We start from the raw sequence: 26,524 nt of genomic DNA, 5'->3' as shown, positions 1-26,524 counted from the left end.
GCCGTCAGGTCGTGGCCGGGAGGTCGGCAGGTCTTCGTCTTCGCGTACGTCGTACGGGGAGGGCGCGCATGCGGTGCGCGTACGTCATCGCGCACATCGCGCCACTCCGCCCTGCCCGCTGCCGAGGGCGCCGCTGCCGATGCGGCCGCCCTCCTTCGCGAACGTCGCGAACACGTCGACGTAGGTCATCTCAGAAGTCCCAGCCCTCGTCATCGGCCGGGGCCACGGTCTTGGCCTCGGGTGGCGTGGCGAACGCCTCGCCCGCCATGCCCGCCGCGAGCGTCGTGCCGTCGGCCGGGTCGATCAGCAGGAACGAGCCGGTGCGCCGGGAGTCCGCGTACGCGTCGAGCGCGAGGGGCTCGGCGGTACGGACCTTCACGCGCCCGATGTCGTTGGCGACGAGCTGCCCCGGCTCCGGGTGCTGGGACAGGTCGTCCAGGGTCAGCCGCGAGGGGATCTCCTTGACGATCGCCTTGACCGTGCGGGTGGTGTGCTTGAGCAGCACCCGCTGGCCGACGCCGAGCGGCCTGTCCGCGACATGGCAGACCGTCGCCTCGATGTCCTGCGTGGTCGGCGGGGTGTCCCCGCTCGGCACGATCAGGTCACCGCGGGAGATGTCGATGTCGTCCTCCAGGAGCAGGGTGATGGACTGCGGCGTCCATGCCACGTCCACGGCCGTGCCCAGCAGGTCGATCCCGGTGATCTTGGAGGTGCGGCCCGAGGGCAGGACCGTCACCGACTCGCCGACGCGGAAGGTACCGGCGGCGATCTGGCCCGCGTAGCCGCGGTAGTCGGGGTGTTCGGCGGTCTGCGGGCGGATCACGTACTGCACGGGAAGCCGCGCGTGGCAGGAGGTCAGGTCGTGGCTGACCGGGACCGTCTCCAGGTGCTCCAGGACGGTGGGGCCGCCGTACCAGTCCATGTTCGAGGACGGCTCGACGACATTGTCGCCGGTGAGTGCGGAGATCGGGATCGCGGTGATCTCCGGGACGCCCAACTCCAGCGCGTACGCCGTGAATTCCTCGGCGATCCGCGCGAAGACCTTCTCGTCGTACGCGACGAGGTCCATCTTGTTGACGGCGAGGACGACGTGCGGGACGCGCAGCAGGGCGGCGACGGCGGCGTGCCTGCGGGTCTGCTCGATGACGCCGTTGCGGGCGTCGACGAGGACGACGGCGAGGTCGGCGGTGGAGGCGCCGGTGACCATGTTGCGGGTGTACTGCACATGCCCCGGGGTGTCGGCCAGGATGAACCGGCGCCGGGCGGTGGCGAAGTAGCGGTAGGCCACATCGATGGTGATGCCCTGCTCGCGCTCGGCGCGCAGGCCGTCGGTGAGCAGCGCCAGGTCGGGCGCGTCGGCGCCCCGGTCGGCCGACACGCGCTGGACGGCCTCCAGCTGGTCGGTGAGGACCGACTTGGAGTCGTGCAGCAGGCGGCCCACGAGGGTGGACTTGCCGTCGTCGACGGATCCGGCGGTGGCGAACCGCAGCAGCGTGGTGGCCGACAGATCGGCCAACTGCTCGGTGGCGACTGTGGTGTTGCTCATGGTTAGAAGTACCCCTCGCGCTTGCGGTCTTCCATCGCGGCCTCGGACATCTTGTCGTCGGCGCGTGTCGCCCCGCGCTCGGTCAGGCGCGACGCGGCGATCTCGGCGATGACGGCGTCCAGCGTGGTGGCGTCCGAGTCGACGGCGCCGGTGCAGGACATGTCGCCCACCGTGCGGTAGCGGACCAGCCGCTTCTCCGTCGTCTCGTTGTTCTTGGGGCCGCCCCAGTCGCCCGCGGTCAGCCACATCCCCGCGCGCTTGAAGACCTCCCGCTCGTGCGCGAAGTAGATCTGCGGGAGCTCGATGTCCTCGCGGGCGATGTACTGCCACACGTCCAGCTCGGTCCAGTTGGAGAGCGGGAAGACACGGACGTGCTCGCCGGGCGCGTGGCGGCCGTTGTAGAGCTGCCACAGCTCGGGCCGCTGACGGCGCGGGTCCCACTGCGAGAATTCGTCACGAAGGCTGAACACCCGCTCCTTCGCGCGCGCCTTCTCCTCGTCGCGGCGCCCGCCGCCGAAGACGGCGTCGAACTTCTCGCTCTGGATCTTCTCGGTGAGCGGCACGGTCTGGAGGGGGTTGCGCGTCCCGTCGGGGCGCTCGCGCAGCTTTCCGGCGTCGATGTACTCCTGCACGGACGCGACGTGCAGCCGCAGCCCGTGCCGGGCCACCGCCCGGTCGCGGTACTCGATGACCTCGGGGAAGTTGTGCCCGGTGTCCACGTGCAGCAGCGAGAAGGGGATCGCCGCCGGGGCGAACGCCTTCAGCGCCAGATGCAGCATGACGATGGAGTCCTTGCCGCCGGAGAAGAGGATCACCGGCCGCTCGAACTCGCCCGCGACCTCGCGGAAGATGTGCACCGCCTCGGACTCCAGGGCGTCCAGGTGGCTGAGCGCGTAAGGGCTGTCGGTGCCCTCGTCGGTCACAGTGGCGACGGTGGTCATGCCAGACCCCTCTCGGTGAGCAGCGCGTGCAGGGCCGCGGCGGACTCTTGCACCGTCTGGTCCTGCGACTCGATGCGCAGATCGGGCGACTCGGGCTCTTCGTAGGGGTCGTCGACGCCGGTGAGCCCGGAGAGCTCGCCCGCCGCCTGCTTGGCGTACAGGCCCTTCACATCGCGTACGGAGCAGACCTCGACCGGCGTCGCGACATGCACCTCGACGTACGCGGTGCCGCCCGCCTGGTGGCGCTTGCGCACCGCCTCGCGGCTGTCCGCGAACGGCGCGATCACCGGCACCAGGGCCAACACGCCGTTGCGAGCGAGCAGTTCGGAGACGAAGCCGATCCGCTGCACGTTGGTGTGCCGGTCCTCGCGGCTGAAGCCGAGGCCCGCCGAGAGGAACTCGCGGATCTCGTCGCCGTCGAGCACCTCGACGCGGCGGCCCTCCTCACGCAGGCGGCCCGCCAGTTCGTACGCGATGGTCGTCTTGCCGGCGCTGGGCAGGCCGGTGAGCCAGACGGTGGCTCCGGTCACGTGGTTCTCCTGGGTCTCTTGCTGCCGAGTCTCTTGCCGCGGCGTCTCTCGCTGTGCCGCGGTCATCCGTGGATCCCGCACTCGGTCTTGGCGTTCCCGGCCCAGCGGCCGGCGCGTGCATCCTCGCCCTCCAGCAGGCGGCGGGTGCAGGGGGCGCAGCCGACCGAGCCGTAACCGTCCATCAGGAGGGGGTTGGTGAGGACGCCGTGCTCGGCGACGTAGGCGTCGACGTCGTCCTGCGTCCAGCGGGCGATCGGCGACACCTTGACCTTCCGCCGCTTCTCGTCCCAGCCGACGACCGGGGTGTCCGCCCGGGTCGGCGACTCGTCGCGGCGCAGCCCCGTGGCCCAGGCCGCGTACGAACTGAGGCCGTCCTCAAGGGGCTTGACCTTGCGCAGCTTGCAGCACAGGTCGGGGTCGCGGTCGTGCAGCTTCGCACCGTACTCGGCGTCCTGCTCGGCCACGCTCTGACGCGGCGTCAAGGTGATGACGTTGACGTCCATCACGGCCTCGACGGCGTCGCGGGTGCCGATGGTCTCCGGGAAGTGGTAGCCCGTGTCGAGGAACACGACGTCGACGCCGGGCATGGCCCGCGAGGCGAGATGGGCGACGACCGCGTCCTCCATGGAGGAGGTCACGCAGAACGTCTTCCCGAAGGTGTCGACGGCCCACTGGAGGATCTCCAGGGCCGAAGCGTCCTCCAGGTCGCGCCCGGCCTGCTCGGCGAGCGCCTTCAACTCCTCGTCCGTACGGGCCTTCTGAGTGACAGTCATATCTGGTCCCCTCCACCGTCGGTGTGCCGAACTCCCCGGGCGAGCAGCCCGAGGAACTTCAGCTGAAAGGCCCGGTTGCATGCCGCGCATTCCCAGGCGCCGTGCCCGGTCTCGTTCGGTCGCAGGTCCTCGTCACCGCAGTAGGGGCAGTGGAAGGGGGCGGCTCGCTCGCTCACTTCAGGTCCTCCTCGGAGGCGCGCGCGGTCCAGGTGGCGAAGCGCTCGTCGTCCGTGCGCTGTTCCTGGAACCGCTTGAGGACCCGCTCGACGTAGTCGGGCAGCTCGTCGGCGGTGACCTTCAGGCCGCGCACCTTGCGGCCGAAACCGGCGTCGAGGCCGAGCGCGCCGCCCAGGTGCACCTGGTACCCCTCGACCTGGTTGCCACTGTCGTCGAGGACCAGCTGGCCCTTGAGGCCGATGTCGGCGACCTGGATACGGGCGCAGGCGTTCGGGCAGCCGTTGATGTTGATGGTGATCGGCTCGTCGAACTCCGGGATGCGGCGCTCCAGTTCGTCGATGAGCGAGGCGCCGCGCGCCTTGGTCTCGACGATGGCGAGCTTGCAGAACTCGATGCCCGTGCAGGCCATCGTGCCGCGCCGGAACGGCGAGGCGTTGACCCGCAGATCGAGGGCTTCCAGCGCGGAGACGAGCGAGTCGATCTGCTCCTGGGCGACGTCGAGCACGATCATCTTCTGCTCGGCGGTGGTGCGCAGGCGTCCCGAGCCGTGGGCCTCGGCGACCTCGGCGATCTTCGTGAGGGTGGCGCCGTCGACGCGGCCGACGCGGGGCGCGAAGCCGACGTAGAAGCGGCCGTCCTTCTGCCGGTGCACGCCGAGGTGGTCGCGCCAGGTGCCAGCGGGCTGCTCGGGCGCGGGGCCGTCGGTCAGCTTCCGGTCGAGGTACTCGTCCTCCAGGATCCGGCGGAACTTCTCCGGGCCCCAGTCGGCGAGCAGGAACTTCAGGCGGGCGCGGTTGCGCAGCCGGCGGTAGCCGTAGTCGCGGAAGATGCCGATGACGCCGCCGTACACGTCCGGCACGTCCTCCAGCGCCACCCACGCGCCGAGGCGCACGCCCAGCTTGGGGTTGGTGGAGAGGCCGCCGCCGACCCAGAGGTCGAAGCCGGGGCCGTGCTCGGGGTGGTGGACGCCGACGAAGGCGACGTCGTTGATCTCGTGGGCGACGTCCAGCTGCGGGGAGCCGGAGATCGCGGACTTGAACTTCCGCGGCAGGTTCGAGAACTCGGGGTTGCCGATGAAGCGGCGCTGGATCTCGTCGATGGCGGGGGAGCCGTCGATGATCTCGTTCTCGGCGACACCGGCCACCGGTGAGCCGAGGATGACGCGCGGCGTGTCGCCGCAGGCCTCGGTCGTGGAGAGCCCCACGGCTTCGAGCCGCCGCCAGATCTCGGGAACGTCCTCGATGCGGATCCAGTGGTACTGGACGTTCTGCCGGTCGGTGAGGTCGGCGGTCCCGCGCGCGAACTCCTCGGAGATCTCACCGATGACGCGCAGCTGCTCGGTGGTCAGCCGCCCGCCGTCGATGCGCACGCGCAGCATGAAGTACTCGTCGTCCAGCTCCTCCGGCTCCAGGATGGCGGTCTTGCCGCCGTCGATCCCGGGCTTGCGCTGGGTGTAAAGCCCCCACCAGCGCATACGTCCGCGAAGATCGTTGGGGTCGATGGAGTCGAAGCCGCGCTTCGAGTAGATCGTCTCAATGCGTGTCCGCACATTGAGACCGTCGTCGTCCTTCTTGAACTGCTCGTTCCCATTGAGCGGCGTGAAGTGACCCACGGCCCACTGGCCCTCGCCGCGGTGACGGCTCGCCTTGCGGCGGGGCGTGGCTGGGGCGGGCTTCTCTGGCGTGGCGGGCATGGGGTTACGTCCTTCGGGGCAGCGGGAAAGCGGCTCTCTGACCTGCGGGTATGGGCACATGCGGAAATGTGCGCGCGGCGCTGCGCAGGGAGGGAAGCGGGGAAGATCAGTGATCAGACGTGCGGCGTCGCTGACTCGATCAGCAAGCCGGACACATGGCGCTGGACATGCGGCCGAGGTCGACGTGGCGTCGACTCACCAAGGCGTTTCCAGTGCGGTCCATGCCGGAAGCGTGTCACGGGACTTTCGGCCCAGTCCAGCATTATCCAAAATGTGGACACCCTTGTCCCGCATCGTGGACAAGGGTGTCGTCGGTCACAGCGAACCGGAAAGCGGAGGAGCCGAATCAGCCGCGGGCGGCCCCCGGCCACGGGCCCGGAGCAACAACCTCCGCTTCCTGCTCGACCTTGGTGTCGAAGAGCTTGAAACCGCGCCGCTGATAGTTGTCCATGGCGTGCTCGCCGTCCAGGGAGCAGGTGTGCAGCCACACCCGCTCGGTCGGCGTGAGTCCCGGCCACCGCTCGGCCAGGTCCCAGGCGCGCGCCACGCCGTAAGAGAGGAGGTGCCCGCCGATCCGGCGGCCCCGGAAGGCGGGGAGCAGCCCGAAGTACGTGATCTCGACGACGCCCGGCGCCGCGTCCCCCAGCTCGCCCCGCGCCATCAGCTCCACGTACCCGGCGGGCGTCCCCCTGTCGTACGCGACCCACGTCTCCACGCCGGGCCGGTCCAGCAGCTTCTGCCACTCGGCATAGGTCAGGGACAGCCGGTCGGTCCAGCGGATGTCCCCGCCGACGGACGCGTAGAGGAACCGGCTGAACTCGGGCGACGGCACTTCGGCGCGCACGATCCGCACATCGCCCTCGGGCACGGCGGCGGGCAGCAGATCGCGGGGAGACGTCTGCTCCAGCGACCACGTGGTGACAGTGAGACTCATGGGGCTCAGCGAATCACGGGCCGGGCTCCTCGACGCGGCCGGGGGCCGGTGTCGAAGCGGGCCCGCAAGGTGCTGCTCAAGGCTCCGCCCCGCGCGATGCTGCTCAAGGCTCCGCCCCGCGCGATGCTGCTCAAGGCTCCGCCACGCTCCTCGCGTCTCGTATCGCTGGGGCGGTCGAGTGCGGCAGGAGGCCGGCCGGGCTGTCCGGCGATATGACCTCCACCTCGACGTCCTCGTGCAGACGGTAGGGGCGGTGGGCGAGCAGTCCGCCCAAGTACCGCCGCACTCGGGAGAGTTCCGCCCGGACCGTCACCGTCCGCGCCGGATCGCCGAACATGTCCTGTGCCAGCTCCGACGCGCTGCGCCCCTCGCGGTGCGTGGCGAGCAGATAGAGCAACTCGGCGTGGCGCGGGCTCAGTTCGTGTGTCCAGTCGCGGGCGCCGCCGAGCATCGCGAGCGTCCACCGGCGCGGTCCGCTCACATCGAGGACCAGCCGGGTCACGGAGGGCGGCTCCGGTGTGTCGCCCGGGTTCTCCAGGCGCAGCAGCCAGCCGCCGGGCAGCGGCTCCACCCGGCAGGAGCCCAGCGAGGGAAGCCAAGTGTGGCCCGCCGCCAGGGACTTGGGCAGGGCGAGGCGGTCCGCGGGGGGCATGCCCGTCACCGCGGCGGTCCAGCCGTGCACGTCCACGGCGATGGCCCGCCCGTCGAGTCGCGCGAGGACCGGGGCCGCCACCGCCCGCAGCCGCTCCAGCGCCGTCACATGCCGCTCGCGCAGCCGGGCCTCGGCGAGCTTGGCCACCGAGTCGACCAGGGCGAGCGTCGCCGGATGCATGGTCCGCAGCGGGCCGCTGACGTCGACCACGCCGAGCAGCCGGCCGTCGCGCGGATCGGTCACCGGCGCGCCCGTGCACGTCCACGGGTGGTGGGTCTGCACGAAGTGCTCGGCGGAGAAGACCTGCACGGGGCGGCGCACGATGAGCGGGGTGCCTATGCCGTTCGTGCCGACGACGCTCTCCCCCCAGTCCGCGCCCGGTTCAAAACCGAGCGAGTCCGCCTTGCGCAGCACCGCGGCGCTGCCCTCGCGCCACAGCACCCGCGCCTGCGCGTCGCAGACGACCATGATGTGCTGTGCGGCGTCCGCCACCGAGACCAGGGCGTGGCGCAGGACCGGCAGGATCTCCAGGAGCGGCGAGGCGCGGCGGCGCTCCTCCAGCTCCTCCTCGCTGAGCAGCCGGGCCCGGACGTCGTGGTCGGGGTCGACGCCGCCGGTCAGCATGCGCCCCCAGGACTCGTGGATCACCGGCCGCGGCATGACGTGCGGCCGCTGTCCGGAGAGCGTCGCGTCGCGCACCGCCTTCAGGAGCCGTGCGGCGTGTGCGAGGTCCATGGCGGAGAGCCGCGCGAGGTCGATCGTCGAAGGGGCGTTCATCACCACTGGGTCCTTTCCGGCCAGACCAGTGCGTAGCGGCACCCCCTCATCGTGCCTTGCGGAGCGCCCCCCGAGGTATTGGTTCGACGATGAATCAACTGGAGGAGGGAGCGCGTTGCAACCTCATGCAACCCTCGCGAACGGCTGTGCGGTGACGGAATCTGGACACCACGCCGCCCGTGCGGTGTTCATGCTCCTCAAGGGGCCTGAAAGACGGGGGTGGTGCCGTGTCGGCGCAGCACCACCCCCGTGTCAGTGTCAGCACACTGTCAACAACGGTCGTGATCAATGCATCTAGGCCGTCGGAGCCGCCCGCTCCACTACCGAGGCCAGATCCAGGCTGTGCGGCAGCGTCCCGAACGCCGTGCCCCAGTCACCGCCGAGCCGTGACGCGCAGAACGCGTCGGACACCTCCGAAGGCGCGTACCGCACGAGCAGCGACCCCTGGAGCACCAGCGCCATGCGCTCCACGAGCCGCCGTGCCCGCGCCTCGATGCCGTCGAGATCGGCCAGTTCCGTCAGCAGGCCCTTGATCGCGCCGTCCAGGCGGTGGTCGGCGCCACGGGCCTTGCCGACCTCCTGGAGGAACGCGTTCAGCGCCTGCGGTTCGCGTTGCAGCGCCCGCAGGACATCCAGCGCCTGTACGTTCCCCGACCCCTCCCAGATGGAGTTGAGCGGCGCCTCCCGCAGCAGCCGCGGCATGCCCGACTCCTCGACGTAGCCGTTGCCGCCCAGGCACTCCAGCGCCTCGCCGACCATCGGCGTGCACCGCTTGGTCACCCAGTACTTAGCGGCCGGCACCGCGAGCCGCAGGAACGCCCGCTCCTGCTCGCTCCCGTCGTCGTACGCCGCCGCGAGCCGCAGCGCCAGCGTCGTGGCCGCCTCCGATTCGAGCGCCAGATCCGCCAGTACGTTGCGCATGAGCGGCTTGTCGACGAGCTTGCCGCCGAACGCCTCCCGGTACGTGGCGTGGTGCACCGCCTGCGCGACGGCCTGCCGCATCAGCGCCGCCGAACCGATCACGCAGTCGAGCCGGGTCGCCGCGACCATCTCGATGATGGTGCGCACCCCGCGCCCCTCGTCGCCGACCCGGCGCGCCCACGTCCCGTCGAACTCGACCTCGCTGGAGGCGTTGGAACGGTTGCCCAGCTTGTCCTTGAGCCGCTGGATGGCGAAGGCGTTCCGCGAGCCGTCCTCCAGGACCCGCGGCACGAGGAAGCAGGTCAGCCCCTGCTCGGCCTGCGCGAGCACCAGGAAACCGTCGGACATGGGCGCGGAGCAGAACCACTTGTGCCCCGTGAGCACGTACGTCCCGTCCTCGGCGAGTGCCTGCGCGCGCGTCGTATTGGCCCGTACGTCACTGCCGCCCTGCTTCTCCGTCATGCCCATCCCGAAGAGGGCGCCGGCCTTCTGCGACGCCGGGCGCAGCCCCTGGTCGTAGATGGTCGAGGTGAGGCGCGGCTCCCACTCGGCGGCGAGCGCCGGGTCGGCGCGCAGCGCGGGCACCGCGGCGTGCGTCATCGAGACCGGGCAGCCGTGCCCGCCCTCGGTCTGCGTCCACACCAGGAACCCGGCGGCGCGTCGCAGATGCCCGCCGGGCCGCGACCAGGCCCCGGTCAGGCCCGCGCCGACCGCCTTGCCGAGCAGCCGGTGCCAGGACGGATGGAAGTCGACCTCGTCGATCCGGTGGCCGTAGCGGTCGTGGGTGCGCAGCACCGGAGGGTTGTCGTTGGCGAGCGCTCCCCACTCCTGTGCCTGGGCGGAACCGGCGCTGCGGCCGAGCAGCGAGAGCTCGTCGCGGGCGGAATCGAGGAGCGCCGGATCAAGATGCCGCTCGACGCCCTCCACGAGGGCCCGGTCGGACGCGAATACGTCATATCCCACCAGGGGCGGAGCCTGGTTGGTCACTGTGTGGGTGGTGGCTGCCATGCCGCTACGGTAAGGAGGTGCACCAGGCAAATGAAACACCCGGGCGTCCCTCGGGACGCTGGAAACGGGCCCGCGCTCTCTACCGCAACGTCTCCAAGCGCAGGACCGCCTGGCTGCTGCTCAAGGACACCGTCAATTCCTGCATGGAGTACCGCATCCTGGGGCTCGCGGCCGAGGCGGCGTTCTTCACGCTGCTCTCCGTGCCGCCGCTGCTGCTGAGCCTGATCGGGCTGCTCGCCTACGTCGACCGGTGGACCGGCGCGAACACCATCGCCAGCGTCGAGAGCAACATCCTGGAGGCGTCCCGCACGGTCCTGTCCGACCGGGGGGTCAGCCAGATCGCGCAGCCGATACTGGAAGACGTCATGAAGGTCGGCCGCCCCGACGTCATCTCCATCGGCTTCCTCTTCGCCCTCTGGTCGGGCTCGCGCGCCGTCAACGTCTTCATCGACACGATCACCGTGATGTACGGCCTCGACGGTGTGCGCGGCATCGTCAAGACGAGGGTCCTCGCCTTCGGGCTCTTCATCGTGGCGCTGCTGATCGGCTCGGTCGCGCTGCCACTGATGGTGGCGGGGCCGGACGCGGTGGTGAAGCTCCTGCCGGGCTCGACGACGGTCGTCCAGATCCTCTACTGGCCGGTCGTCGTCATCCTCTCCGTGGTCTTCCTGACGACGCTGTACCACGTGTCGGTGCCGGTGCGGTCGCCGTGGGTGGAGGACATGCCGGGCGCGCTGATCGCCCTGGCCATGTGGGTGCTCGGCAGCTTCCTGCTCCGCATCTACCTCACCAGCACGGTGGAGGGCCCCACGATCTACGGCTCGCTGGCGGCGCCGGTCGCCGTGCTCCTGTGGATCGGCGTGTCGGCCTTCGCGGTCCTGGTGGGCGCCGCGGTCAACGCGGCGATCGACCGCGTCTGGCCGTCCGTCGCCACGGCGGCCGCGCGCGCCGCCAACGACCGCATAAGGGAGGCGCAGGCCGCCGAGGTCGTCGCCCGGGCCGCCGCGGCGCGCGAGGCATTCATCGACCCCGACGACCCGGAGATGCCGTCCGAGTTCCCCGAGCGGTGGTCCCGCTTCCTCCCTCCGGACGATGTGACGTCGCGTCTGCGGACGCATGTGAAGAAGAACGGCACGGATCGTCCTCCGGAGTAGCGGAAGGGTCCGGAGCAGCGGAGGGGCCCGGACTCAGTTCTTCCAGGTGCCCGCCTCGGCCTGTTCCCGGGCGAAGTCCGCGAAGTCCCTGGGATCCCGGCCCAGCGCCTCCCGTACCCCCTCGGAGAGCACCGCGTTGCGACCGTCGAGGTTCGTCTCGAACAGCTCGACCAGGAACTCCGCCTCCTCCGGCGGCACCCCGAACTCCGTGAGCGCGGCCCCGTAGTCGCGGGCCGAAACCGGGACATAGGCGATGTCCCGCCCGGCCGCCGCCGAGACCTCCGCCACCGCCTCCCGGAAGGAGAGAAGCCGCGGCCCCGTGAGGTCAAGGGTCCGCCCCGCGAACCGGTCGCCGCCGGTCAGCGCGGCCACCACCACATCCGCGACATCCCGCACGTCGATGAAGGGCTCCAGCACCTCACCCCCGGGGAAGACCAGCTCCCCGCCCCGCATCCCGTCCAGGAGCGGCCCTTCGCCGAGGTTCTGCGCGAACCAACTGGCCCGTACGATCGTCCACAGCGCCCCGGAGTCCCGCACGGCCTGCTCCGTGGCGTGCGCCTGCCGCTCACCGCGGGCGGAGAGCAGCGTGAGCCGCCGTACGCCGAGCTCCACCGCGAGGCGGGCGAACGCGCCGACCGTCTCCGCCGCGCCGGGCGCGCCGACGTCCGGCAGATACGCGAGATGCGCCGCGTCGGCGCCCCGCAGGGCGTCCGCCCACGTCGACCGGTCCGCCCAGTCGAACCGCACCGCACCGCCTCGCGAGGCCGACCGCACCGTGAGCCCCGCCGCCTCGGCGGACTCCACGACCCTGCGGCCCACCCGGCCGGTCGCCCCCGTCACCAACACCGTCATGTTCTCTGTGCTGGTCTTCTCTGTGTTCGTCTTCGCTGTGTTCGTGGTCATGGCTCCAGTGAACTGTCCCGGGATCGGCCGGACCATCGCCCAGGCACTCACGGCCATACGCCTGCGTCTACGCTGCCGCCATGGACGTACTCGCAGGCTTGCTGGAGGGCCCGCGTGCACGGGGCGCCTTCATGATCCGCGCCCTGTTCGAACCGCCCTGGTCGGTGCGCATCGCCGACGAGGCACCCCTGTCAGTCATGATCATGGTGCGCGGCACCGCGTGGATCGTCCCCGAGGACGGGACGCCCGCACAGCGCATCCGCCCCGGCGACCTCGCCATCGCCCGCGGCCCCGACCACTACACCTGCGCCGACGACCCCACCACCGAGGCGCTCGCCGGGATCCAGCCGGGCGAGCGCTGTGTGCCGCTGGGCGGCGCACCGTTCGGGAAGTACAAGGACCTCGGGCTGCGCGCCTGGGGCGAGTCGCACGACAGCTCCGTGGAGATGCTGATCGGTACCTACCAGATGCGCGGCGAGATCACCGGACGGCTCCTCGACGCGCTGCCGCCGCTGCTCGTGCTGCCCACCGAGGTGTGGGACTGCCCGCTCACCCCGCTGCTCGCCGACGAGATCAGCAAGGACGAGCCGGGCCAGGACGTCGTCCTCGACCGGCTCCTGGACCTCCTCCTGATCGCCGCGCTGCGCGCCTGGTTCTCCCGCCCCGAGGCGGCGGCCCCCGCCTGGTACCGGGCGATGGGCGATCCCGTCGTCGGCCGCGCCCTGCGCCTGCTCCAGGACGATCCGGCGCACCCCTGGACGATCGCGGACCTCGCCGCGCGGGCGGGCGTCTCGCGGGCCGCGCTGGCCCGGCGGTTCGCCGACCTGGTGGGGGAGCCCCCGATGACGTACCTGACGAACTGGCGGCTCGCGCTCGCCGCGGACCTGCTGCGCGACAGCGGACTGACGATCGGCTCGATCGCCCGCAAGGTCGGGTACGGCAGCGCGTTCGCGCTCTCCGGCGCCTTCAAGAGGGTCTACGGAGTCAGCCCCCAGGAACACCGCGTCCGCGCGGCGTAGCCTTCCTCACATGGCGTGTCAGCCCGATGAGCAGGGGGAGTACTGGGAGCGGCCGTCCCGGCTGACCGGCGCGGTCATGTGGACCCGCACGTCCACGGACGCCCCCGGCGACGCCCGCCCCGTGCTGCCCGACGGCTGCATGGACCTGCTGTGGACCGAGGGCAGGCTGTTCGTCGCGGGCCCGGACACCCGCGCGTACGTCCCCGCCGACACCGAGCCCGGCGGCCGCCACGTCGGCATCCGCTTCCACCCCGGCACCGCCCCCGCCCTCCTGGGCGTCCCGGCCCACGAACTACGGGACCTGCGCGTCGAGCTGGCCGATCTGTGGACGGCGGCGAAGGCGCGCCGCCTGACGGGCCGGGTGGACGGCGCACGTGATCCGATGGCCGCCCTGGAGGCGGTCGCCGTGGAGTGCGCAGCCGACGCGGAGCCGCCCGACCCGTTCCTCGCCGAGGTCGTCGGATCCCTGGGCGCAGGCCGGTCGGTCGCCGGGACCGCGGCGGCCCTGGGCGTCAACGCCCGCCTCCTCCACCGCCGTTCACTGCCCGCCTTCGGCTACGGACCCAAGACGCTGGCCCGGGTGCTCCGGCTCCAGCGGGCGCTCGCGCTGGCCCGCGGAGGACTGTCGTACGCGGACACCGCGGCCGCCACGGGCTTCGCCGACCAGGCCCATCTCGCGCGCGACGTAAGGGAGTTGACCGGAATGCCGCTGACCGGGCTACTCGGCGGCCGCTGACCGCCCGGCGTCCCCCAGCGGTGCGAAGAGGTCGACGCCGTTGCCGTCCGGGTCGAGCACGACCGCGTACCGCTGCCCCCAGGGCGCGTCGAACGGCGCCAGCTCGCTCCTGTACCCGGCGCCCGTCAGCTCCGCGTAGGACGCGTCGACGGCCTGCGGAGTCCCGCAGTGGAAGGCGAGCCCGATCCGCCCCCCGCCGGTGGGCGGGCGCCACCCCTCATGGAAGGACCGGATGGTCTCCTCCGTGTCGAAGGCGATGCGCAGGCCCCCGGGGAGCGCGGCCTCGACGTGCGGCGCGCTCTCGGAGCCCTCGGCGAACTCCAGGCCGAGCCGGCGGTAGAAGGCGAGCGAGGCGGCCATGTCGGAGACGGCGAGGCCGACCAGATCGAATCGCGGAGTGGGTGTGCGAGTGGGTGTGCTGTTCATGTCCGTGAGCGTATGTGCCGGGCCGACGACCGGTCTTGAAGGAATCGGACACGGTCTGCCCGACTGTCCCGGCCCCCGATTCCCCGCTACGGTGGAAGGCATGGATTATCCCGGCGAGAACCGGCTCGCGGCGGCCGTCGTCGCCCACCGCGGCCGTGTCCTGCTCGTACGCCGCAGCGAGACCGAGCGGTTCCTGCCCCGGGTGTGGGGCGTGCCGTGCGGAAAGCTCGAACCGGGCGAGAGTCCACGCGACGGCGTCCTGAGAGAGCTGAAGGAAGAGACCGGCCTCCTCGGCCAGGTGCTGCGCAAGGTCGGCGAGTCGTCGTTCCTCAGTACGTACCGGGGCCACGAGACCAAGAACTGGCAGGACAACTTCCTGGTCCGGCCGCTCTCCTTCGACGTGATGCTGCCCCTGCCCGACCAGGAACACCGCTGGCTGGCCCCCGCCGAACTCGCCACGGTCGAGATCGACGACTACAACCGCGACATCGTCCGCCAGGCCTTCAGCCGATGAGCCGGGCCGGGACCTTCAGCCGATGAGCTCCGCGAGAACCCTCAGCTCCGTCAAGTAGTCCCGCACCTCCAGTGGCTTCTTCGCCACCGCCCGCGTCGGCGCGTCCCCCGCGTCGGGCTCGGTGAACACGTCCGTATAGCGCCGCCGCCCCGCCCCGGTCTCCAGGAACAGCGTCACCGTCGGCCCGGGCGCCGCGCACCACGCCCGGTGCAGGGCGTACGACGGCAGCGCGTACCCGCTCCCCGCCGCGTACAGAGCGCTCTGCGTCAGCCGCAGCCGCGCCCGGCCCGCCGGCTCAAGGAGCCAGTCGCCCTCCTCTCCCGTCAGGGACTCCCGGAACCACGCGGCGGCCTGCCCGCCCCCGCTGTCCTCGCCGCCGTCCTCGACCGGCTGGTACAGCTCCATGCCGAGCGCGCCCCGCACCACGTGGGAGGCCAGCGGGGACCGGTGGTTGTGGATGTCCTCCCGCGCGCTCTCCTTCGGATGCCACACGTGCGCGCGCAGCCGGTGCCGGGGCCCGCCGTCGATCAGGAGCAGCTTGTCGAAGCCGAGGACGTGGCGGTACGAGAGCAGCGCGCACCCCGAGGGGTCTCCGACGCCCGTCGCCAGCTCGGCCACCAGAGGCAACAGGCGCTCGGGCGAGCCCAGTTCGGCGACGACCGCGCGGGCGGCCCGCACCAGGTCGTCCTCCGTCGGACCGCCCAGGGCCCCTTCGAGGAGCCGCCTGGCGTTGTACACATGCCGAGCACCCACAGCACTCTCCCCCTCGTCCGCGCCCACCCGCGCAGGTCCCGGGGTTCAGGCACCCGGCTGATACATCCATACGGCATGTGCCCGCAGCGCCGAAAGGCCCTGATAGGTCATCCACAGGGGTCGGCCGAGATCATGCCCGTCCCAGTTCCATATCCCGTCGTCCTGCTGGCGCCACACCGAGCCGACGGCCGCCGTGAGGAGCGTGTGCCACTCCTCCTCACGGCCCTCGTCGGAGGCGATCCGCCAGGCACCCGGCGTCAGCAGCGCCCGCACCATCCAGGCGGCCGTGAAGTGGCGTACGAACAGCACCTCTTGGCGCCAGGAGTCGACGGGGTGCGGGCGGCGCACCTCTTCCTGGGTGTTGGTCAGGTCCACGCAGCCGTCGTGCGGCGGCTGCGGGCAGGCGAGCAGCCAGCGCACACCGTCCTCGCGGGCCGCCCGGGTGTTCGTGTCCTCGTCCAGGACGCGGGCCGCCCGGTCGAGGGCGACCACGGCCTGCGCGGTGTGCGCGGGGGAGGGCCGGGTGGCCGGGGCGCCGCGCAGCGTGGGGCCCCAGCAGCGGCGGTGCTCCCTGGCGGGGTCCGTGATGGTGCGGTCGACCAGCTCGTCCCGCAGCCGGGCCACGTCGGGGGAGTGCGGCGCCGCGCGGAGCAGGCCGCGCAGCACCGTGGTCACCACGTGCGTCCTGCCGAAGCCGGACGGTTCGAGCTCCACGGTGAAGCTCGCGGCGCAGCGGGACGCCTCGGCGGCGACCCGCTCCGGGTCCGCGCCGGCCCGGGCGAGGGCGCCGAGCGCGAGCGCGGTCACCTCGGGGCGCGGTTTCGAGCCCTGGGAGCGGGCCGCCCAGCCGCCGTCCCGCAGCCGTAACCGCCACAGGGTGTCCGTCAGGTCGCTGACGCCCAACCTTCCGTCGGGGGCGCCGAGTTCGAGGACGGTGTGCAGGCCGTAGGCGGTGCCGGTCGGTGTGGGCCGCACCGGCCTGGTGTGCTCGTCCAGGGCGTGCGGCCAGCCGATGAGCCTGCCGCGCTCGGGGTCGTCGAACGTGGCCAGTTCCGCGGCGAGCGTGGCGTGCGACGCGGCGAGGAGCGCCGGGAGCGGACCGGGGAGGGAGGAAAGGAGGGAAGGGGTGGAGGGGGTGGAGGGTGCGGAAGAGGTGGACGGAGCGGGCGCCGGGCCGGTGCGGGGTCCACGCGGACGGGGCAGGCCCGCGAGTCCCGGATGGCCGAGGGGGCCGAGGTGACCGCGGTGGCCGTGGCGGCCCCCGCCGGACCCGCCCGCGACCGTACCGTCGCCTCCACCACCGTCTCCCCGACCGCCACCGCCACCGCCACCGCCACCACCTCCGCCATCGTCACCGTCGCCCTCCCCGGCGCCCGCCCTCGCCCTGAGCAGCGCGGCCGAGAGCCAGGCGGCGAGGCCCACGCCGAGGCCGCTCACCGCCGCGATGCCGTACCGCGCGGCGTCCGCCGAGATCGCGTCCGGCAACACGCCGACCAGTGACTGGAACACCGCGTATCCGGCGGCGGCGCAGCCGAAGCCGCCGAGCCAGCCCACGAAACGCCCCGGGGGCGCGTCGGGCCGCGGGTCCGGGTCTGGTTCCGGCCTCGACGGGCCACGGCCGAGCCGCTGCTGTGACATGGGGTGCTCCCTCCCCCCAGGGCGGCGCGTGGGGTCGGTGTTCCCCTCCAGTCTAGTGCCGGGCGGCTCCGTTTCCCCGGGTCACGGCGGTGGAGAAGGTGACGTCCAACCTTTCGGCTCGGGCGCGGAGTTGGTATTCCGGCAGGGCGCCGGGGCCGCAGGACTGCGAGCCGATGCCCTGCTGGCCGATGTCGAGATTGACCCACACGGTGTCGCCGGGGGTGAGGTCCGTGCGGTGCCGGGCGGCGTCGAGCTGCTCGGTGGTCCAGCGGCGTGCGGTGAACCACGGCCCGTGGCCGCTGTCGATCCGCAGACCGCCGATCTCCGCCCAACGGAGGTCCGGCCGGGCGCCGTTCTCCTGCGGGCGCACGTACGGCGTCTGCATCCGGTCGATGTCCGACTCCCAGAGGCCGATCGCCGAGGCCGCACAGGTGTCGGGGTAGGCCTCGCCGGGCCCGCCGCCGAACCACCGGACCGGCCCGGACGCGCCGGGCAGCCCGAAGCGGATGCCGACGCGGGGCAGCGGCACCGGCCACTCGCCCTCCGGTTCCACTTTCAGCATCAGCAGCAGCCGGGCGCCGTTCGACTGCCAGCGGTACTCCACCCGCAGGCCCAGGTCGCTCGCCGCCGGCGCCACCCGGGTGCGTACGGTCAAGGCGTCCTCACTCAACTCGACCGCGTCGACGCGGTGTTGCATGCGGTCGAGCCCGAGCTTGCGCCACCGCGCGGCCAGGGAGGGCTCGGGGCGCCAGGGCATGCCGTTGTCGTTGTCGGTGGGGGCCCGCCACACGTCCAGGCGCAGGTCCTTGACCTCCAGGCCGCCGAAGGACAGCAGCGTTCCGCGGGCGTCGAAGGCGGCGGGTCCGAGTGCGATCCGCCGTCCTTCGCGCACGGGGGGCGTGCCGCCCGGCACCGGCAGCACCATGCCGACCTCGACGACCAGCTGGGCCCACGCCACCACGTGGCCGCGCGGCGCCCACGCCGTGTCCTCGGCGAGCACCGCCCGCACCGTCCAACGGGTCTCCGCGTCCCGGCCGCGCGTCGGCGCCGGGGGCAGCTTCACCTCGGCGTGCTCGCCGGGCCCGACCGGGGGGACCGCCAGGGTGCCGTCCGCGACACTCACGCCGTCCACCTCGTACGACCAGGTGAAGGAGAGGTGGCCGAGCGTCGCGAAGTCGTACAGATTGGTGATCCGTACGGTCCCGTCGCGGCCGTCGCCGTCGATGCGGACCGGCTCGACGACCTTCTTGTACTCGACGAGGCCGGGGGACGGGGTCCGGTCGGGGAAGACCAGCCCGTCGCAGACGAAGTTGCCGTCGTGCGGCTGCTCGCCGAAGTCGCCACCGTAGGCGTACTCGTACGAGGGGTGCGCGATCCCGTGGTCGATCCACTCCCAGATGAAGCCGCCCTGGAGCCGCTCGTACGTCTCGAAGAGGTGCTGGTACTCCGTGAGACCGCCAGGGCCGTTGCCCATGGCGTGTCCGTACTCGCAGAGGACGAACGGGAGTTGGCGCCGCGTCTCGGGGCCCTCGTCCTCTCCGCGGCCGATGGTCTCCACCTCGGCGTGGGCGGCGTACATCCGCGAGTACATGTCGGTGTCCGCGCAGGAGCTGTCGCCCTCGTAGTGGAGGAGACGGCTGTCGTCCCGTGCACGGATCCAGTCGGCCATGGCGGTCAGGCCGCGGCCCGTGCCGCACTCGTTGCCCAGCGACCAGACGACGACCGAGGCGTGGTTCTTGTCGCGCTCGACCATGCGGGCCGCGCGGTCCAGGAGCGCGGGCGTCCAGCGGTCGTCGTCGGCCGGGTTGCCGCGCCAGTCCACCGCCTGGAAGCCGTGGGTCTCCAGGTCGCACTCGTCGACGACCCACAGGCCCAGCTCGTCGCAGAGGTCGAGGAAGGCGGGGTGGGGCGGATAGTGGCTGGTGCGGACCGCGTTGATGTTATGACGCTTCATCAGCAGGACGTCCGCGCGCATCGTGTCGCGGTCGAGGGCGCGGCCCGTCTCCGGGTGGAACTCGTGGCGGTTGACGCCACGGAAGAGGATCCGGCGGCCGTTGACCTTGATGACGCCGTCCTCGACGGCGACCGTGCGGAAGCCGATGCGCAGCGGGATCCGTTCGCCCGCCGTGGCCAGGACCCCGTCGTAGAGCCTCGGCGTCTCGGCGGTCCACGGCTCGACGGGCACGGTGACCGCCTCGCCCGTCGCCACGTTGATGCCCAACTCCGGGACGGAGACGCGACCTTGAGCGTCGGCGTCGACCCGTAGCGTGCCCGTGCCCGCGCGGTGGTCGTACGACGCGTGGACGAAGTGGTCGCCCGCGCTGCCCTCGGGCCGGTGCAGCAGCGCCACGTCGCGGAAGACGCCCGGCAGCCACCACTGGTCCTGGTCCTCCAGATACGACCCGGAGGACCACTGGTGGACGCGGACGGCGAGGACGTTGCCCTCGGGGCGCAGCAGCGCGCCGACGTCGAACTCGTGGGCGAGGCGGGAGCCCTTGAAGTCGCCGAGCCGCGTGCCGTTGAGCCAGACGCGGGCGCAGGACTCGACGCCGTCGAAGCGCAGGACGGCGGTGCCCGACCGCGGCCAGCCGGCGGGCAGGTCGAAGGTGCGCAGATGGTCGCCGGTGGGGTTGTCGGTCGGCACGCGCGGCGGGTCCACCGGGAACGGATAGAGCTGGTTGGTGTAGTGGGGCGCGCCGTGGCCCTGCAGTACCCAGTGGCCGGGGACCGTGATCTCGTCCCAGGCCGCCAGGGCCCCGCTGTCGTGGCCGTCGGCGGCGAACGCGCCGGTCGCGAACGCGCCGGTCGCGAACGAGTCGTCCTCGGTGTCGGCGGTGGGCGAGAGGCGGAAGCGCCAGGTCCCGTTGAGGGAGAGGGTGGGGGCGTCCGACGTCGCGTACCAGGCGCGGGGCGGGAGGGTGCCGGTGCCGGGGGAGACGTCCTCGTGGTGGAGATCCGTACGTTCCATGCGCTCCATACGTTCCATGCGCTCCATCAGACCGTGCCGGGGCGGCGGCTCACCATTGTTTCGGAGCGGGAGTTGTTGGACTCTTCGGGCGCGACTTGGACGGGTGTGGTGACGGCTGCGGATAACGCGGACGGAAGGACCCGGCTGTACGAGATCCGTTGAGGTATGGCAACTGAACCGCGATATCGGTAAGTTGTCGCCGTGTGAACAGACGAACTCAGCCGTCAGCGCTGCCCCCGGAACTGCCCGTCACCGACCGCACCCGCCACCGTCGGCTCCGCGAACAGGGCAGCCTGGAGCGCGCCGACCTCGAAGCGATCCTGGACGCGGGCTTCATCTGTCACCTCGGTGTCGTCGTCGACGGCCACCCGATGGTCGTACCCACCGTCTACGGCCGTGACGACACGCGGCTCTTCCTGCACGGCTCCGTCGCCAGCCGCAGCCTCGCCGCCGACCCCGAGGCGCCGGTCTGCGTCACCGTCACCCACGTCGACGGGCTGATCCTGGCCCGCTCGGTCTTCGAGCACGGCGTGAACTACCGCAGCGCGATGATCCACGGGGTCCCGCGCGAGGTGACCGACCCCGAGGAGAAGCTGCGCGGCCTGCGCCTGCTCACCGAGCACGCGGCGCCCGGCCAGTGGGAGTACGCGCGCCGCCCCAGCCGCAAGGAGCTGGCCGCGACCACCCTGCTCGCGCTCTCCCTCGCGGAGGCCTCCGTCAAGGTCGCCGTCGGACCGCCGGACGACGGCGAGGGCCCGGACGCCGCACTCGGCGTCTGGGCGGGCAACCTCCCGCTGACGGCCACGTGGGGCGAGCCCGTCGCCGATCCGCTGCTGCCCGCCGGGATCGAACCGCCGCCGCACATCGCGAGGCGCGGCGGGACCCGGCAGGGGTGAGCGCGGGCCGGCGCCCGGGGTCTCAGGGCAGCTTCGGCGCCCCGCAACCGTGTTCCTTCGCCGAGCGCCGCGCGAACTCCTTCAGCGCGGCCCGCTCGTACGCCAGGTCGGCGGCGGATGGCCTCGGGGCGCGGCGCTCACCGTCCGCGTCGTACTCCTGCCCGTCCGTCGCGTCGCCCGGCCGCACCGTGAACAGCGCGGGGCCGCCGCCGTCGCGGCACACCGCGCTCGCCCAGTGGCCGCCGCCCCGCAGCTCTCCCGCCGGGCTCTCGCCAGGGACGGGCTCGTCGGAGTACTGGCCGTGACGCTCCTGTTGACGCGCGCGCTCGTCGACCGCGTACGGCCCGTAGTACGCGACCAGCGCATAGCGCCGCTCCTCGTCGGCCGGGCCCGTGGCCGGTGTGCCGGTCCGGCCGCCCGCGAGCACGCACACCTCTACCGGACCGCCCGTACCCGTGCCTTCCCAGGCCCGGGACACCCGCGAGCCCCGGCCCGGGATGCCGCGGCAGGACCCGGACGCGTCGGCGAGCGGCACGTCCTCGTCGGCGTTCACCGGCAGCGGCACGGTACGCAGGGGCTTGCCGAGCCGGGCGTCGCAGCCCCACTGCCCCGACGCCTTCGCGGCCGTCGCGGTGGCGATCCGTGCGAAGGCGGTGCGGCGCCGCGGGTCGTCGAGCGTGCCGTCCTCCTCCTCCACGTCGACGGTGACGAGCAGACCGCCACGGCCGCGGGCGCAGTCCAGGAGCACCGTGGTGGTCGCCGACTCGTCGCCGGCCAGGTTCGTGAAGCTCTCACCGGTCGTGAACAAACCCTGCCAGCCGCCGCCGAGCGCGGCGGGCGACAGCTCGGCCGGCACCTGCGGGTACGGCGAGCCGTCACCGCGCGCCACCTCGGCCTCGCGGTCCTCGGCCGTGCTGTTCCCGCGCCGCTCCGGCACCCTCCGCACGGTGACCTCGACCGAGGCGTCATGCGTCGGACGGCCCGCGTGGTGCTCGGTGTCGCGGAGGACGGCGCACGTCACCTGACGCGTGTCGCCGTGGGCGCCCCGGCCCTCGGCCCCCACGTGCACCCCGCCGGGCCCGCTCCTGAACGGCCCCTCGCCGAGCACGGCCCGCATCTCGTCGGAGGGCAGCACGCCCCCGCACGCCTCGTCGAGCACCTCCTGCGCCGCACGGCGCTCGTACGGCCCGCCCCACCAGTAGTAACCGCCCGCGATCAGGGCCAGGGCGACCAGCACCCCGCAGGACGCGATCACCACGCGCCCCGCCTTGGTCTCCCACGTCAGCCGCGCCACTCCTGTACCTCTCCCATGATCTGCGTGTCGCGGCAGTGTGCGCGCTTCGGCCAGCCCGCGGGCGCCGCGAGATAGCGGTCGAGGACGGCGCGGACCTGCTGCGAGAGCCGTCGCCGCTCCTTCGGTCCGAGCACGACTGTCTCTCCGTCCACGCCGTGACCGAAGCCGAGTTCGGGGGTCACCGTGACGCGGTGGTAGGTCGGTCCCGCGTCGCACTCCGAGCGGGCCCAGAGGGCGAGCAGCGGATCGTCGCCGGACCGCGAGACCGTGACGGGCTTCCCGGTGCCGGGCCGGTCGTCGGGGTCGGGGTCGGGGTCGGGGACGTGATTGTTGCCCCGATGACTGTCGTACGCGCCGCCCGCCAGCACGCCCGACCAGCTTTCCGCTCCCGCCGCCTTGACCGCGAACTCCTCCGGCGACCCCGCGGTGTCGTCCCACCGGCCGCCGCACACACCCGTGCGCCTGCTGTACGTCGACGCGTTCCGGTCGAGCTTCCAGTCACCGGTCGCGAACCGCAGCGCCTTGGGGGAAAGCCAGTCGCACAGCTTCGGCGCCTTGGCCGGGGCGCCGCCGGACGCGGGCCGGGACCGGAGGGGCTCGCTGCCGCAGCCCTGCTTCCTCGCCACCCAGTCGGCGACCCGCACCGCCGTGCGGGACGCGAGGAGGCGGTCGGCCTCGGGGACGTGGTATTCGTCCGCGGCCGAGGGCAGGTCCACCGTGACGAGCAGGTCCCGCGCCGGGCGCACACGGCCGGTCAGGCCCTTCGGGCAGTCGGCGAGCAGGGCGGCCGACACCGTGCTGCCGTTCAGCCGGTCGTCGGTCGACACGGCGCCCAACGCGCTGTCGGGCAGCGGCAGTCCGAAGCCGCCGTCGAGCGCGGGCGGGGAGACCCGGGTGAGCACGGCCTCGGCCCGCACCCGCGCCTGCGCGTCCGGCTCCCAGGCGTCACCGCCACCGCCCCACGACAGCGTGCAGTCGAGCAGCGCGCGGCTCTCCCGGCGAGGGTGCAGCATCGTGCCGAACTCGTGCAGTACGCCGGTCCTGTCATCCGGCACGAAGGAACGGAGCTCCTCCGGGAGCAGGCCCGCACACGCCCGCGCCAGCTGCTTCTCATTGGCCGCGAGCCGCTCCGCACGCTCCTCGGATCTCGACACGACGGCCCAGGTCACCGAGGCCACGCCCACCACCAGGGCAATCAGAGACGCCACCAGCGGCGATGTGCGCCGTCGCGCCGCGCGCAGCACGCCCACCCCCGGCATGATGCTCCCCTTCCCCCGTGAACCGCATCAAGATCAGGGGGACGGTATCAATGCCGCCCGGCGCGTCGCCGCGCGGACCCTTGTCGCGGCCGGGGGCATCTGCTTGACTCCGCCCGCCTGAACACGTGTCCGAGCCACGTGTTCCGTCAGCACCCGCCAGAACGCCCCGTACGCCGCCGGTGGAGGCCGCCATGGAGATCACCCGCAGACGCCTGCTGTCCGCCCTGTCGGCCGCCGGACTCCTTGCGGTGATCCCCGTGGGCCTGGCGGACGCCGCCACGGCGGCCGAGGGCCGCGCCCGGCTGCTCGCCAACACCGTGGCGGTCCTCGCGGGCACGGCCGCCTCCAACGCCCGGCCGGAGACGGCCGCGAAGCTCGCCGCCATCGAGCGGACAGCACGGGCGAACCTGAAGGCCATGGACGACGCGGGCGAGGGTGAACTCTTCGCCGGACTCGCGCTCGGCACCGACGAGACGAACCTGAACACCGCCTACCGCCGCCTGTACGAGATCGCCCTCGCCACCCGCACACCCGGCTCCGGGCCGCACGGCGACACCGCCGCCCAGCGCCGCGTCATCGACGGCCTGACCTGGCTGCACGAGCGCTACTACGGCGACCAGGCCAAGGGCTACTACGGCAACTGGTTCCACTGGGAGATCGGCATCTCCCAGCACATCAGCAAGACCCTGGCGCTCCTCGCGGACGAAGTGCGCTCCTACCGCCCGGAGCTGGTGCGCACCTACGTCGCCTCCATGGACGCCTATCTGCGCAACGGCACCGACGGCGACGTGGACCTCGACTCCCGCTTCCACACCGGCGCCAACCTCGCCGACATCACCACCAACCGCATCCTCCAGGGCGCCCTCCTCGGCTCCCTCGGCCACGAGGGTGATGCCCGCATCCGCAAGGCCCTCACCGACCAGCTGACGGTGTTCCTCACCATCGACCCCTACCAGCTGCGGCACGGCGTGACGGACGGCCACTACGCGGACGGCTCGTTCATACAGCACGCCTCCGTCGCGTACACGGGTTCGTACGGAAAGGGCCTGCTCACCCGCGTCGTGCAGACCCTCAAGATCCTCGACGGCACCGGCTTCGCGCACGGCGAGGAGCTGGTACCGACCGTGTACGGCTGGGTGAAGGACGGCTTCGCCCCGCTGATCTTCGAGGGCTGGATGCTGGAGATAGTCAAGGGCCGGGCCGTGGCGCGCACGGACTCCGGGTACACCGACGTGGCGGTGGTCGTGGAGGCCGTCGTCGACCTCTCCTCGCTCGCGGCCGGGGCCGAGGCCACCGCCCTCAAGAGCTACGTCAAGCACATCAGGGCCACCTCGCGCACTCCCCTCGACCCGTCCCGGTTCGTCTCCCCGGTCAGCATCGTCCACCACGCCGACATCATCGCCGACGACTCCGTGCCGCCCGCCGACCTCAACCCCGCCGAACGCAGTGTCGCCTTCAATGCCATGGACAAGACAGTGCACCGCAGACCGGGTTACACCTTCGCGCTCGCGCGAAGCTCCGACCGGATCAGCAAGTACGAGTACATGAACGGCGAGAACCTCATGCCGTGGTTCCAGGGCGACGGCGCGTACTACCTCTACCTCTCCGGCCAGGACCAGGCCCAGGCGTACGGCGTCGACTACTACACCACGGTGTCGCCGTACGGCCTCGCGGGCGTCACCGCGCCCGTCGAACAGCGCCGCAGCGTACCGGAGTTGTACGGCAAGGCGTACTACGACAACCCCGGACACCCCCTCCACTTCACCTCGTCCTCCGAGTCGCAGAACAAGTACGTCTACTTCCCGCGCGGCACGAACAGCCACTCCGGCGGCGCCGTCCTCGGGACGTACGGCGCCACGGGCATGGTGCAGTCCAGCGACGCGGCCTACCACGACCGGGCCCTGCTCCCCCACGACTTCGTCGTGTATCGGGGCGCTACGGCGACGAAGTCGTGGTTCCTGCTCGACGACGAGATCGTGGTGCTCGTCGCGGGTGTCGGTGACGCCGCGGGACGGGCCGTGACCACGACCGTTGACGCCCGCACCGCCGCCCCCGACGACCGGACCTCGCTCACCGGCACGCGCCGCGACGGCCGCGCCTGGTCCGGCCCCGGCACCGCGGACCTGCGCTGGCTGCGCTACGCCAACGCCACGCAGGGCACCGCCGTCGGCTACGTCTTCCTCGACACCCCGCCGGTACGGGTGTCCCTGGACCGGGTCACCCGCAGCCGCCGGGTCGTGCGCACCGCCAACCCCGACACCCCGGTGACCCGTTCGGTCCTCGGCGTGACGGTCGACGGGGCGGCCGGGGCCCGGCCGACGTGCCTCGCCTACGCGTTGGTGCCGAACGCCACCGAGCACCGGCTGCGCGCCCACCGCCACGGCCCGCTCAAGGTCCACGCCAACTCGCCGCGCCACCAGGCGATTTCCCACAGCGCGCTCGGCCTGACGGCCGCCAACACCTTCACCCCGGGGCGGCACGAGGTCGCGGGGCTACGGGTCGAAGGCCCCGCCTCGGTCATCGTGCGCCGCGAGGGACACCACGGCGGCAAGGGTGCGAGCACCGCCGTCGCCGTGTCCGACCCGACCATGGGCCGGGACCGGGTCACGGTGCTGCTCCGCGGCCGCCGCCTCCGGGCGACCGCCGCGGACCCCGGCGTACGGGTGAGCCAGGTCCCCGGCGGTACGCGGATCGACGTCGACACACGTCACGCGTACGGCAGAAGCTTCACGGTCACCCTGCGCGCCTGAAAACGCCGCTAAGAGGCGCTCCGTGTCGTCTACTCAGCCAGCACCTCCGGCAGGCTGATGGCCTGCACGGGGCACGCCCGCGCGGCCTCCCGGACCATCGGGTCGCCGCCGCCGTCCTCGCGGCCCGGCAGCACCTGACTGAAGCCGTCGTCGTCCTGCGTGAAGACCCCCGGCGCGGTGAGCGCGCACATGCCCGCGCCCACGCACCGATCGGTGTCCACGTGAATCACCTTGTCCGTAGCGTCACTCTCCATGAACGGTC

The 26,524-nt window shown here is 72.3% G+C and carries 24 protein-coding genes; 6 read left to right on the top strand and 18 right to left on the bottom strand.

Going from position 1 to position 26,524, the window contains the following annotated elements; genetic code table 11:
* Nucleotides 1-190: 190 nt before the first annotated feature.
* The 10 genes from ACWDVB_RS00405 to ACWDVB_RS00360 all read right to left on the bottom strand — a co-directional run bounded on the left by ACWDVB_RS00405 (nt 191) and on the right by ACWDVB_RS00360 (nt 9,952).
* Entirely contained in the window at nt 191-1,546 is a 1,356-nt protein-coding gene (locus ACWDVB_RS00405; RefSeq protein WP_451513304.1) for a sulfate adenylyltransferase subunit 1, read from the bottom strand.
* Nucleotides 1,547-1,548: 2 nt separating this feature from the next.
* A complete protein-coding gene (gene cysD / locus ACWDVB_RS00400) occupies nt 1,549-2,487 on the bottom strand; it encodes a sulfate adenylyltransferase subunit CysD (protein ID WP_451513303.1) in 939 nt (312 codons plus the stop codon).
* A complete protein-coding gene (gene cysC, locus ACWDVB_RS00395) occupies nt 2,484-3,083 on the bottom strand; it encodes an adenylyl-sulfate kinase (protein ID WP_451513302.1) in 600 nt (199 codons plus the stop codon). The genes cysD and cysC overlap by 4 nt, the downstream gene beginning before the upstream one ends.
* Nucleotides 3,080-3,790, bottom strand: coding sequence for a phosphoadenylyl-sulfate reductase (locus ACWDVB_RS00390; protein ID WP_451513301.1), 711 nt, complete (start codon nt 3,788-3,790; stop codon nt 3,080-3,082). The genes cysC and ACWDVB_RS00390 overlap by 4 nt, the downstream gene beginning before the upstream one ends.
* Nucleotides 3,787-3,966, bottom strand: a complete 180-nt coding sequence (locus ACWDVB_RS00385; protein WP_358583515.1) for a hypothetical protein — start codon at nt 3,964-3,966, stop codon at nt 3,787-3,789. The genes ACWDVB_RS00390 and ACWDVB_RS00385 overlap by 4 nt, the downstream gene beginning before the upstream one ends.
* Nucleotides 3,963-5,660 (bottom strand): nitrite/sulfite reductase, encoded by a 1,698-nt coding sequence (locus tag ACWDVB_RS00380; RefSeq protein WP_451513300.1) that lies wholly within the window; start codon nt 5,658-5,660, stop codon nt 3,963-3,965. The genes ACWDVB_RS00385 and ACWDVB_RS00380 overlap by 4 nt, the downstream gene beginning before the upstream one ends.
* 139 nt (nt 5,661-5,799) lie before the next feature.
* On the bottom strand, nt 5,800-5,883 hold the full coding sequence (locus ACWDVB_RS00375) for a putative leader peptide (RefSeq protein ID WP_317850486.1): 84 nt from the start codon (nt 5,881-5,883) through the stop codon (nt 5,800-5,802).
* 123 nt (nt 5,884-6,006) lie between these two features.
* Nucleotides 6,007-6,594, bottom strand: coding sequence for a GNAT family N-acetyltransferase (locus ACWDVB_RS00370; protein WP_451513299.1), 588 nt, complete (start codon nt 6,592-6,594; stop codon nt 6,007-6,009).
* Nucleotides 6,595-6,724: 130 nt separating this feature from the next.
* Nucleotides 6,725-8,023, bottom strand: a complete 1,299-nt coding sequence (locus tag ACWDVB_RS00365) for a GAF domain-containing protein (RefSeq protein ID WP_451513298.1) — start codon at nt 8,021-8,023, stop codon at nt 6,725-6,727.
* Between the two features lie 294 nt (nt 8,024-8,317).
* Complete coding sequence (locus ACWDVB_RS00360; protein ID WP_451513297.1) at nt 8,318-9,952, bottom strand: acyl-CoA dehydrogenase family protein; 1,635 nt, start codon at nt 9,950-9,952, stop codon at nt 8,318-8,320.
* Between the two features lie 17 nt (nt 9,953-9,969).
* Here ACWDVB_RS00360 and ACWDVB_RS00355 point away from each other — a divergent pair, with 17 nt between their 5' ends.
* Nucleotides 9,970-11,106, top strand: a complete 1,137-nt coding sequence (locus tag ACWDVB_RS00355; RefSeq protein WP_451513296.1) for a YihY/virulence factor BrkB family protein — start codon at nt 9,970-9,972, stop codon at nt 11,104-11,106.
* Nucleotides 11,107-11,139: 33 nt separating this feature from the next.
* Here the strand turns inward: ACWDVB_RS00355 and ACWDVB_RS00350 are convergent, their stop codons facing one another.
* Nucleotides 11,140-12,009, bottom strand: coding sequence for an NAD(P)H-binding protein (locus ACWDVB_RS00350; protein ID WP_451513295.1), 870 nt, complete (start codon nt 12,007-12,009; stop codon nt 11,140-11,142).
* 80 nt (nt 12,010-12,089) lie between these two features.
* On the opposite strand from ACWDVB_RS00350, the gene ACWDVB_RS00345 reads away from it, so the two are divergent.
* Together ACWDVB_RS00345 and ACWDVB_RS00340 are read left to right on the top strand one after the other, a co-directional pair.
* Nucleotides 12,090-13,028 (top strand): AraC family transcriptional regulator, encoded by a 939-nt coding sequence (locus ACWDVB_RS00345; protein ID WP_451513294.1) that lies wholly within the window; start codon nt 12,090-12,092, stop codon nt 13,026-13,028.
* Nucleotides 13,029-13,038: 10 nt separating this feature from the next.
* Nucleotides 13,039-13,764, top strand: a complete 726-nt coding sequence (locus ACWDVB_RS00340; protein WP_451513293.1) for a helix-turn-helix domain-containing protein — start codon at nt 13,039-13,041, stop codon at nt 13,762-13,764.
* Here ACWDVB_RS00340 and ACWDVB_RS00335 read toward each other — a convergent pair.
* On the bottom strand, nt 13,747-14,190 hold the full coding sequence (locus tag ACWDVB_RS00335; protein ID WP_451513292.1) for a VOC family protein: 444 nt from the start codon (nt 14,188-14,190) through the stop codon (nt 13,747-13,749). The genes ACWDVB_RS00340 and ACWDVB_RS00335 overlap by 18 nt on opposite strands.
* A gap of 100 nt (nt 14,191-14,290) precedes the next feature.
* Between ACWDVB_RS00335 and ACWDVB_RS00330 the strand changes: the two genes are divergently transcribed.
* The gene (locus ACWDVB_RS00330) at nt 14,291-14,704 is read left to right on the top strand and encodes an NUDIX hydrolase (protein WP_451513291.1); all 414 of its coding nucleotides are present in this window, start codon (nt 14,291-14,293) and stop codon (nt 14,702-14,704) included.
* Nucleotides 14,705-14,719: 15 nt separating this feature from the next.
* Here the strand turns inward: ACWDVB_RS00330 and ACWDVB_RS00325 are convergent, their stop codons facing one another.
* From ACWDVB_RS00325 to ACWDVB_RS00315, 3 genes are read right to left on the bottom strand one after another with little or no spacing between them, the layout of a single operon-like run.
* Nucleotides 14,720-15,457: a hypothetical protein gene (locus ACWDVB_RS00325; protein ID WP_451513290.1), complete on the bottom strand. Its 738-nt coding sequence runs from the start codon at nt 15,455-15,457 to the stop codon at nt 14,720-14,722.
* Between the two features lie 45 nt (nt 15,458-15,502).
* The gene (locus ACWDVB_RS00320) at nt 15,503-17,095 is read right to left on the bottom strand and encodes a hypothetical protein (protein ID WP_451513289.1); all 1,593 of its coding nucleotides are present in this window, start codon (nt 17,093-17,095) and stop codon (nt 15,503-15,505) included.
* A 52-nt stretch (nt 17,096-17,147) separates the two neighbouring features.
* Complete coding sequence (locus ACWDVB_RS00315; protein WP_451513288.1) at nt 17,148-20,081, bottom strand: glycoside hydrolase family 2 TIM barrel-domain containing protein; 2,934 nt, start codon at nt 20,079-20,081, stop codon at nt 17,148-17,150.
* A gap of 185 nt (nt 20,082-20,266) precedes the next feature.
* On the opposite strand from ACWDVB_RS00315, the gene ACWDVB_RS00310 reads away from it, so the two are divergent.
* Nucleotides 20,267-20,959: a pyridoxamine 5'-phosphate oxidase family protein gene (locus tag ACWDVB_RS00310; protein WP_451513287.1), complete on the top strand. Its 693-nt coding sequence runs from the start codon at nt 20,267-20,269 to the stop codon at nt 20,957-20,959.
* 22 nt (nt 20,960-20,981) lie between these two features.
* Here the strand turns inward: ACWDVB_RS00310 and ACWDVB_RS00305 are convergent, their stop codons facing one another.
* The gene (locus ACWDVB_RS00305) at nt 20,982-22,253 is read right to left on the bottom strand and encodes a hypothetical protein (protein WP_451513286.1); all 1,272 of its coding nucleotides are present in this window, start codon (nt 22,251-22,253) and stop codon (nt 20,982-20,984) included.
* Nucleotides 22,241-23,512 (bottom strand): hypothetical protein, encoded by a 1,272-nt coding sequence (locus tag ACWDVB_RS00300; protein WP_451513285.1) that lies wholly within the window; start codon nt 23,510-23,512, stop codon nt 22,241-22,243. The genes ACWDVB_RS00305 and ACWDVB_RS00300 overlap by 13 nt, the downstream gene beginning before the upstream one ends.
* Before the next feature lie 191 nt (nt 23,513-23,703).
* Here ACWDVB_RS00300 and ACWDVB_RS00295 point away from each other — a divergent pair, with 191 nt between their 5' ends.
* Complete coding sequence (locus tag ACWDVB_RS00295; RefSeq protein WP_451513284.1) at nt 23,704-26,262, top strand: polysaccharide lyase family 8 super-sandwich domain-containing protein; 2,559 nt, start codon at nt 23,704-23,706, stop codon at nt 26,260-26,262.
* Nucleotides 26,263-26,291: 29 nt separating this feature from the next.
* On the opposite strand, the gene ACWDVB_RS00290 is transcribed toward ACWDVB_RS00295, so the two are convergent.
* The gene (locus ACWDVB_RS00290) at nt 26,292-26,516 is read right to left on the bottom strand and encodes a ferredoxin (protein ID WP_451513283.1); all 225 of its coding nucleotides are present in this window, start codon (nt 26,514-26,516) and stop codon (nt 26,292-26,294) included.
* Nucleotides 26,517-26,524: the final 8 nt, after the last annotated feature.

The sequence above is a fragment of the Streptomyces sp. NPDC003379 genome, assembly GCF_053589195.1.
This window is presented reverse-complemented; position numbering and strand designations above follow the sequence as displayed.

Excerpts from the sequence above, each read along its gene's own strand:
- ACWDVB_RS00300 (WP_451513285.1), bottom strand. The coding sequence starts at position 23,512 with ATGCCGGGGGTGGGCGTGCTGCGCGCGGCGCGACGGCGCACATCGCCG.
- ACWDVB_RS00315 (WP_451513288.1), bottom strand. The coding sequence starts at position 20,081 with ATGGAACGTATGGAGCGCATGGAACGTACGGATCTCCACCACGAGGAC.
- ACWDVB_RS00370 (WP_451513299.1), bottom strand. The coding sequence starts at position 6,594 with ATGAGTCTCACTGTCACCACGTGGTCGCTGGAGCAGACGTCTCCCCGC.
- ACWDVB_RS00290 (WP_451513283.1), bottom strand. The coding sequence starts at position 26,516 with ATGGAGAGTGACGCTACGGACAAGGTGATTCACGTGGACACCGATCGG.
- ACWDVB_RS00390 (WP_451513301.1), bottom strand. The coding sequence starts at position 3,790 with ATGACTGTCACTCAGAAGGCCCGTACGGACGAGGAGTTGAAGGCGCTC.
- ACWDVB_RS00335 (WP_451513292.1), bottom strand. The coding sequence starts at position 14,190 with ATGAACAGCACACCCACTCGCACACCCACTCCGCGATTCGATCTGGTC.
- ACWDVB_RS00380 (WP_451513300.1), bottom strand. The coding sequence starts at position 5,660 with ATGCCCGCCACGCCAGAGAAGCCCGCCCCAGCCACGCCCCGCCGCAAG.
- ACWDVB_RS00295 (WP_451513284.1), top strand. The coding sequence starts at position 23,704 with ATGGAGATCACCCGCAGACGCCTGCTGTCCGCCCTGTCGGCCGCCGGA.
- ACWDVB_RS00340 (WP_451513293.1), top strand. The coding sequence starts at position 13,039 with ATGGCGTGTCAGCCCGATGAGCAGGGGGAGTACTGGGAGCGGCCGTCC.
- ACWDVB_RS00345 (WP_451513294.1), top strand. The coding sequence starts at position 12,090 with ATGGACGTACTCGCAGGCTTGCTGGAGGGCCCGCGTGCACGGGGCGCC.
- ACWDVB_RS00350 (WP_451513295.1), bottom strand. The coding sequence starts at position 12,009 with ATGACCACGAACACAGCGAAGACGAACACAGAGAAGACCAGCACAGAG.
- cysD (WP_451513303.1), bottom strand. The coding sequence starts at position 2,487 with ATGACCACCGTCGCCACTGTGACCGACGAGGGCACCGACAGCCCTTAC.
- ACWDVB_RS00320 (WP_451513289.1), bottom strand. The coding sequence starts at position 17,095 with ATGTCACAGCAGCGGCTCGGCCGTGGCCCGTCGAGGCCGGAACCAGAC.
- ACWDVB_RS00330 (WP_451513291.1), top strand. The coding sequence starts at position 14,291 with ATGGATTATCCCGGCGAGAACCGGCTCGCGGCGGCCGTCGTCGCCCAC.
- ACWDVB_RS00375 (WP_317850486.1), bottom strand. The coding sequence starts at position 5,883 with ATGGACCGCACTGGAAACGCCTTGGTGAGTCGACGCCACGTCGACCTC.
- ACWDVB_RS00365 (WP_451513298.1), bottom strand. The coding sequence starts at position 8,023 with ATGAACGCCCCTTCGACGATCGACCTCGCGCGGCTCTCCGCCATGGAC.
- ACWDVB_RS00360 (WP_451513297.1), bottom strand. The coding sequence starts at position 9,952 with ATGGCAGCCACCACCCACACAGTGACCAACCAGGCTCCGCCCCTGGTG.
- cysC (WP_451513302.1), bottom strand. The coding sequence starts at position 3,083 with ATGACCGCGGCACAGCGAGAGACGCCGCGGCAAGAGACTCGGCAGCAA.
- ACWDVB_RS00405 (WP_451513304.1), bottom strand. The coding sequence starts at position 1,546 with ATGAGCAACACCACAGTCGCCACCGAGCAGTTGGCCGATCTGTCGGCC.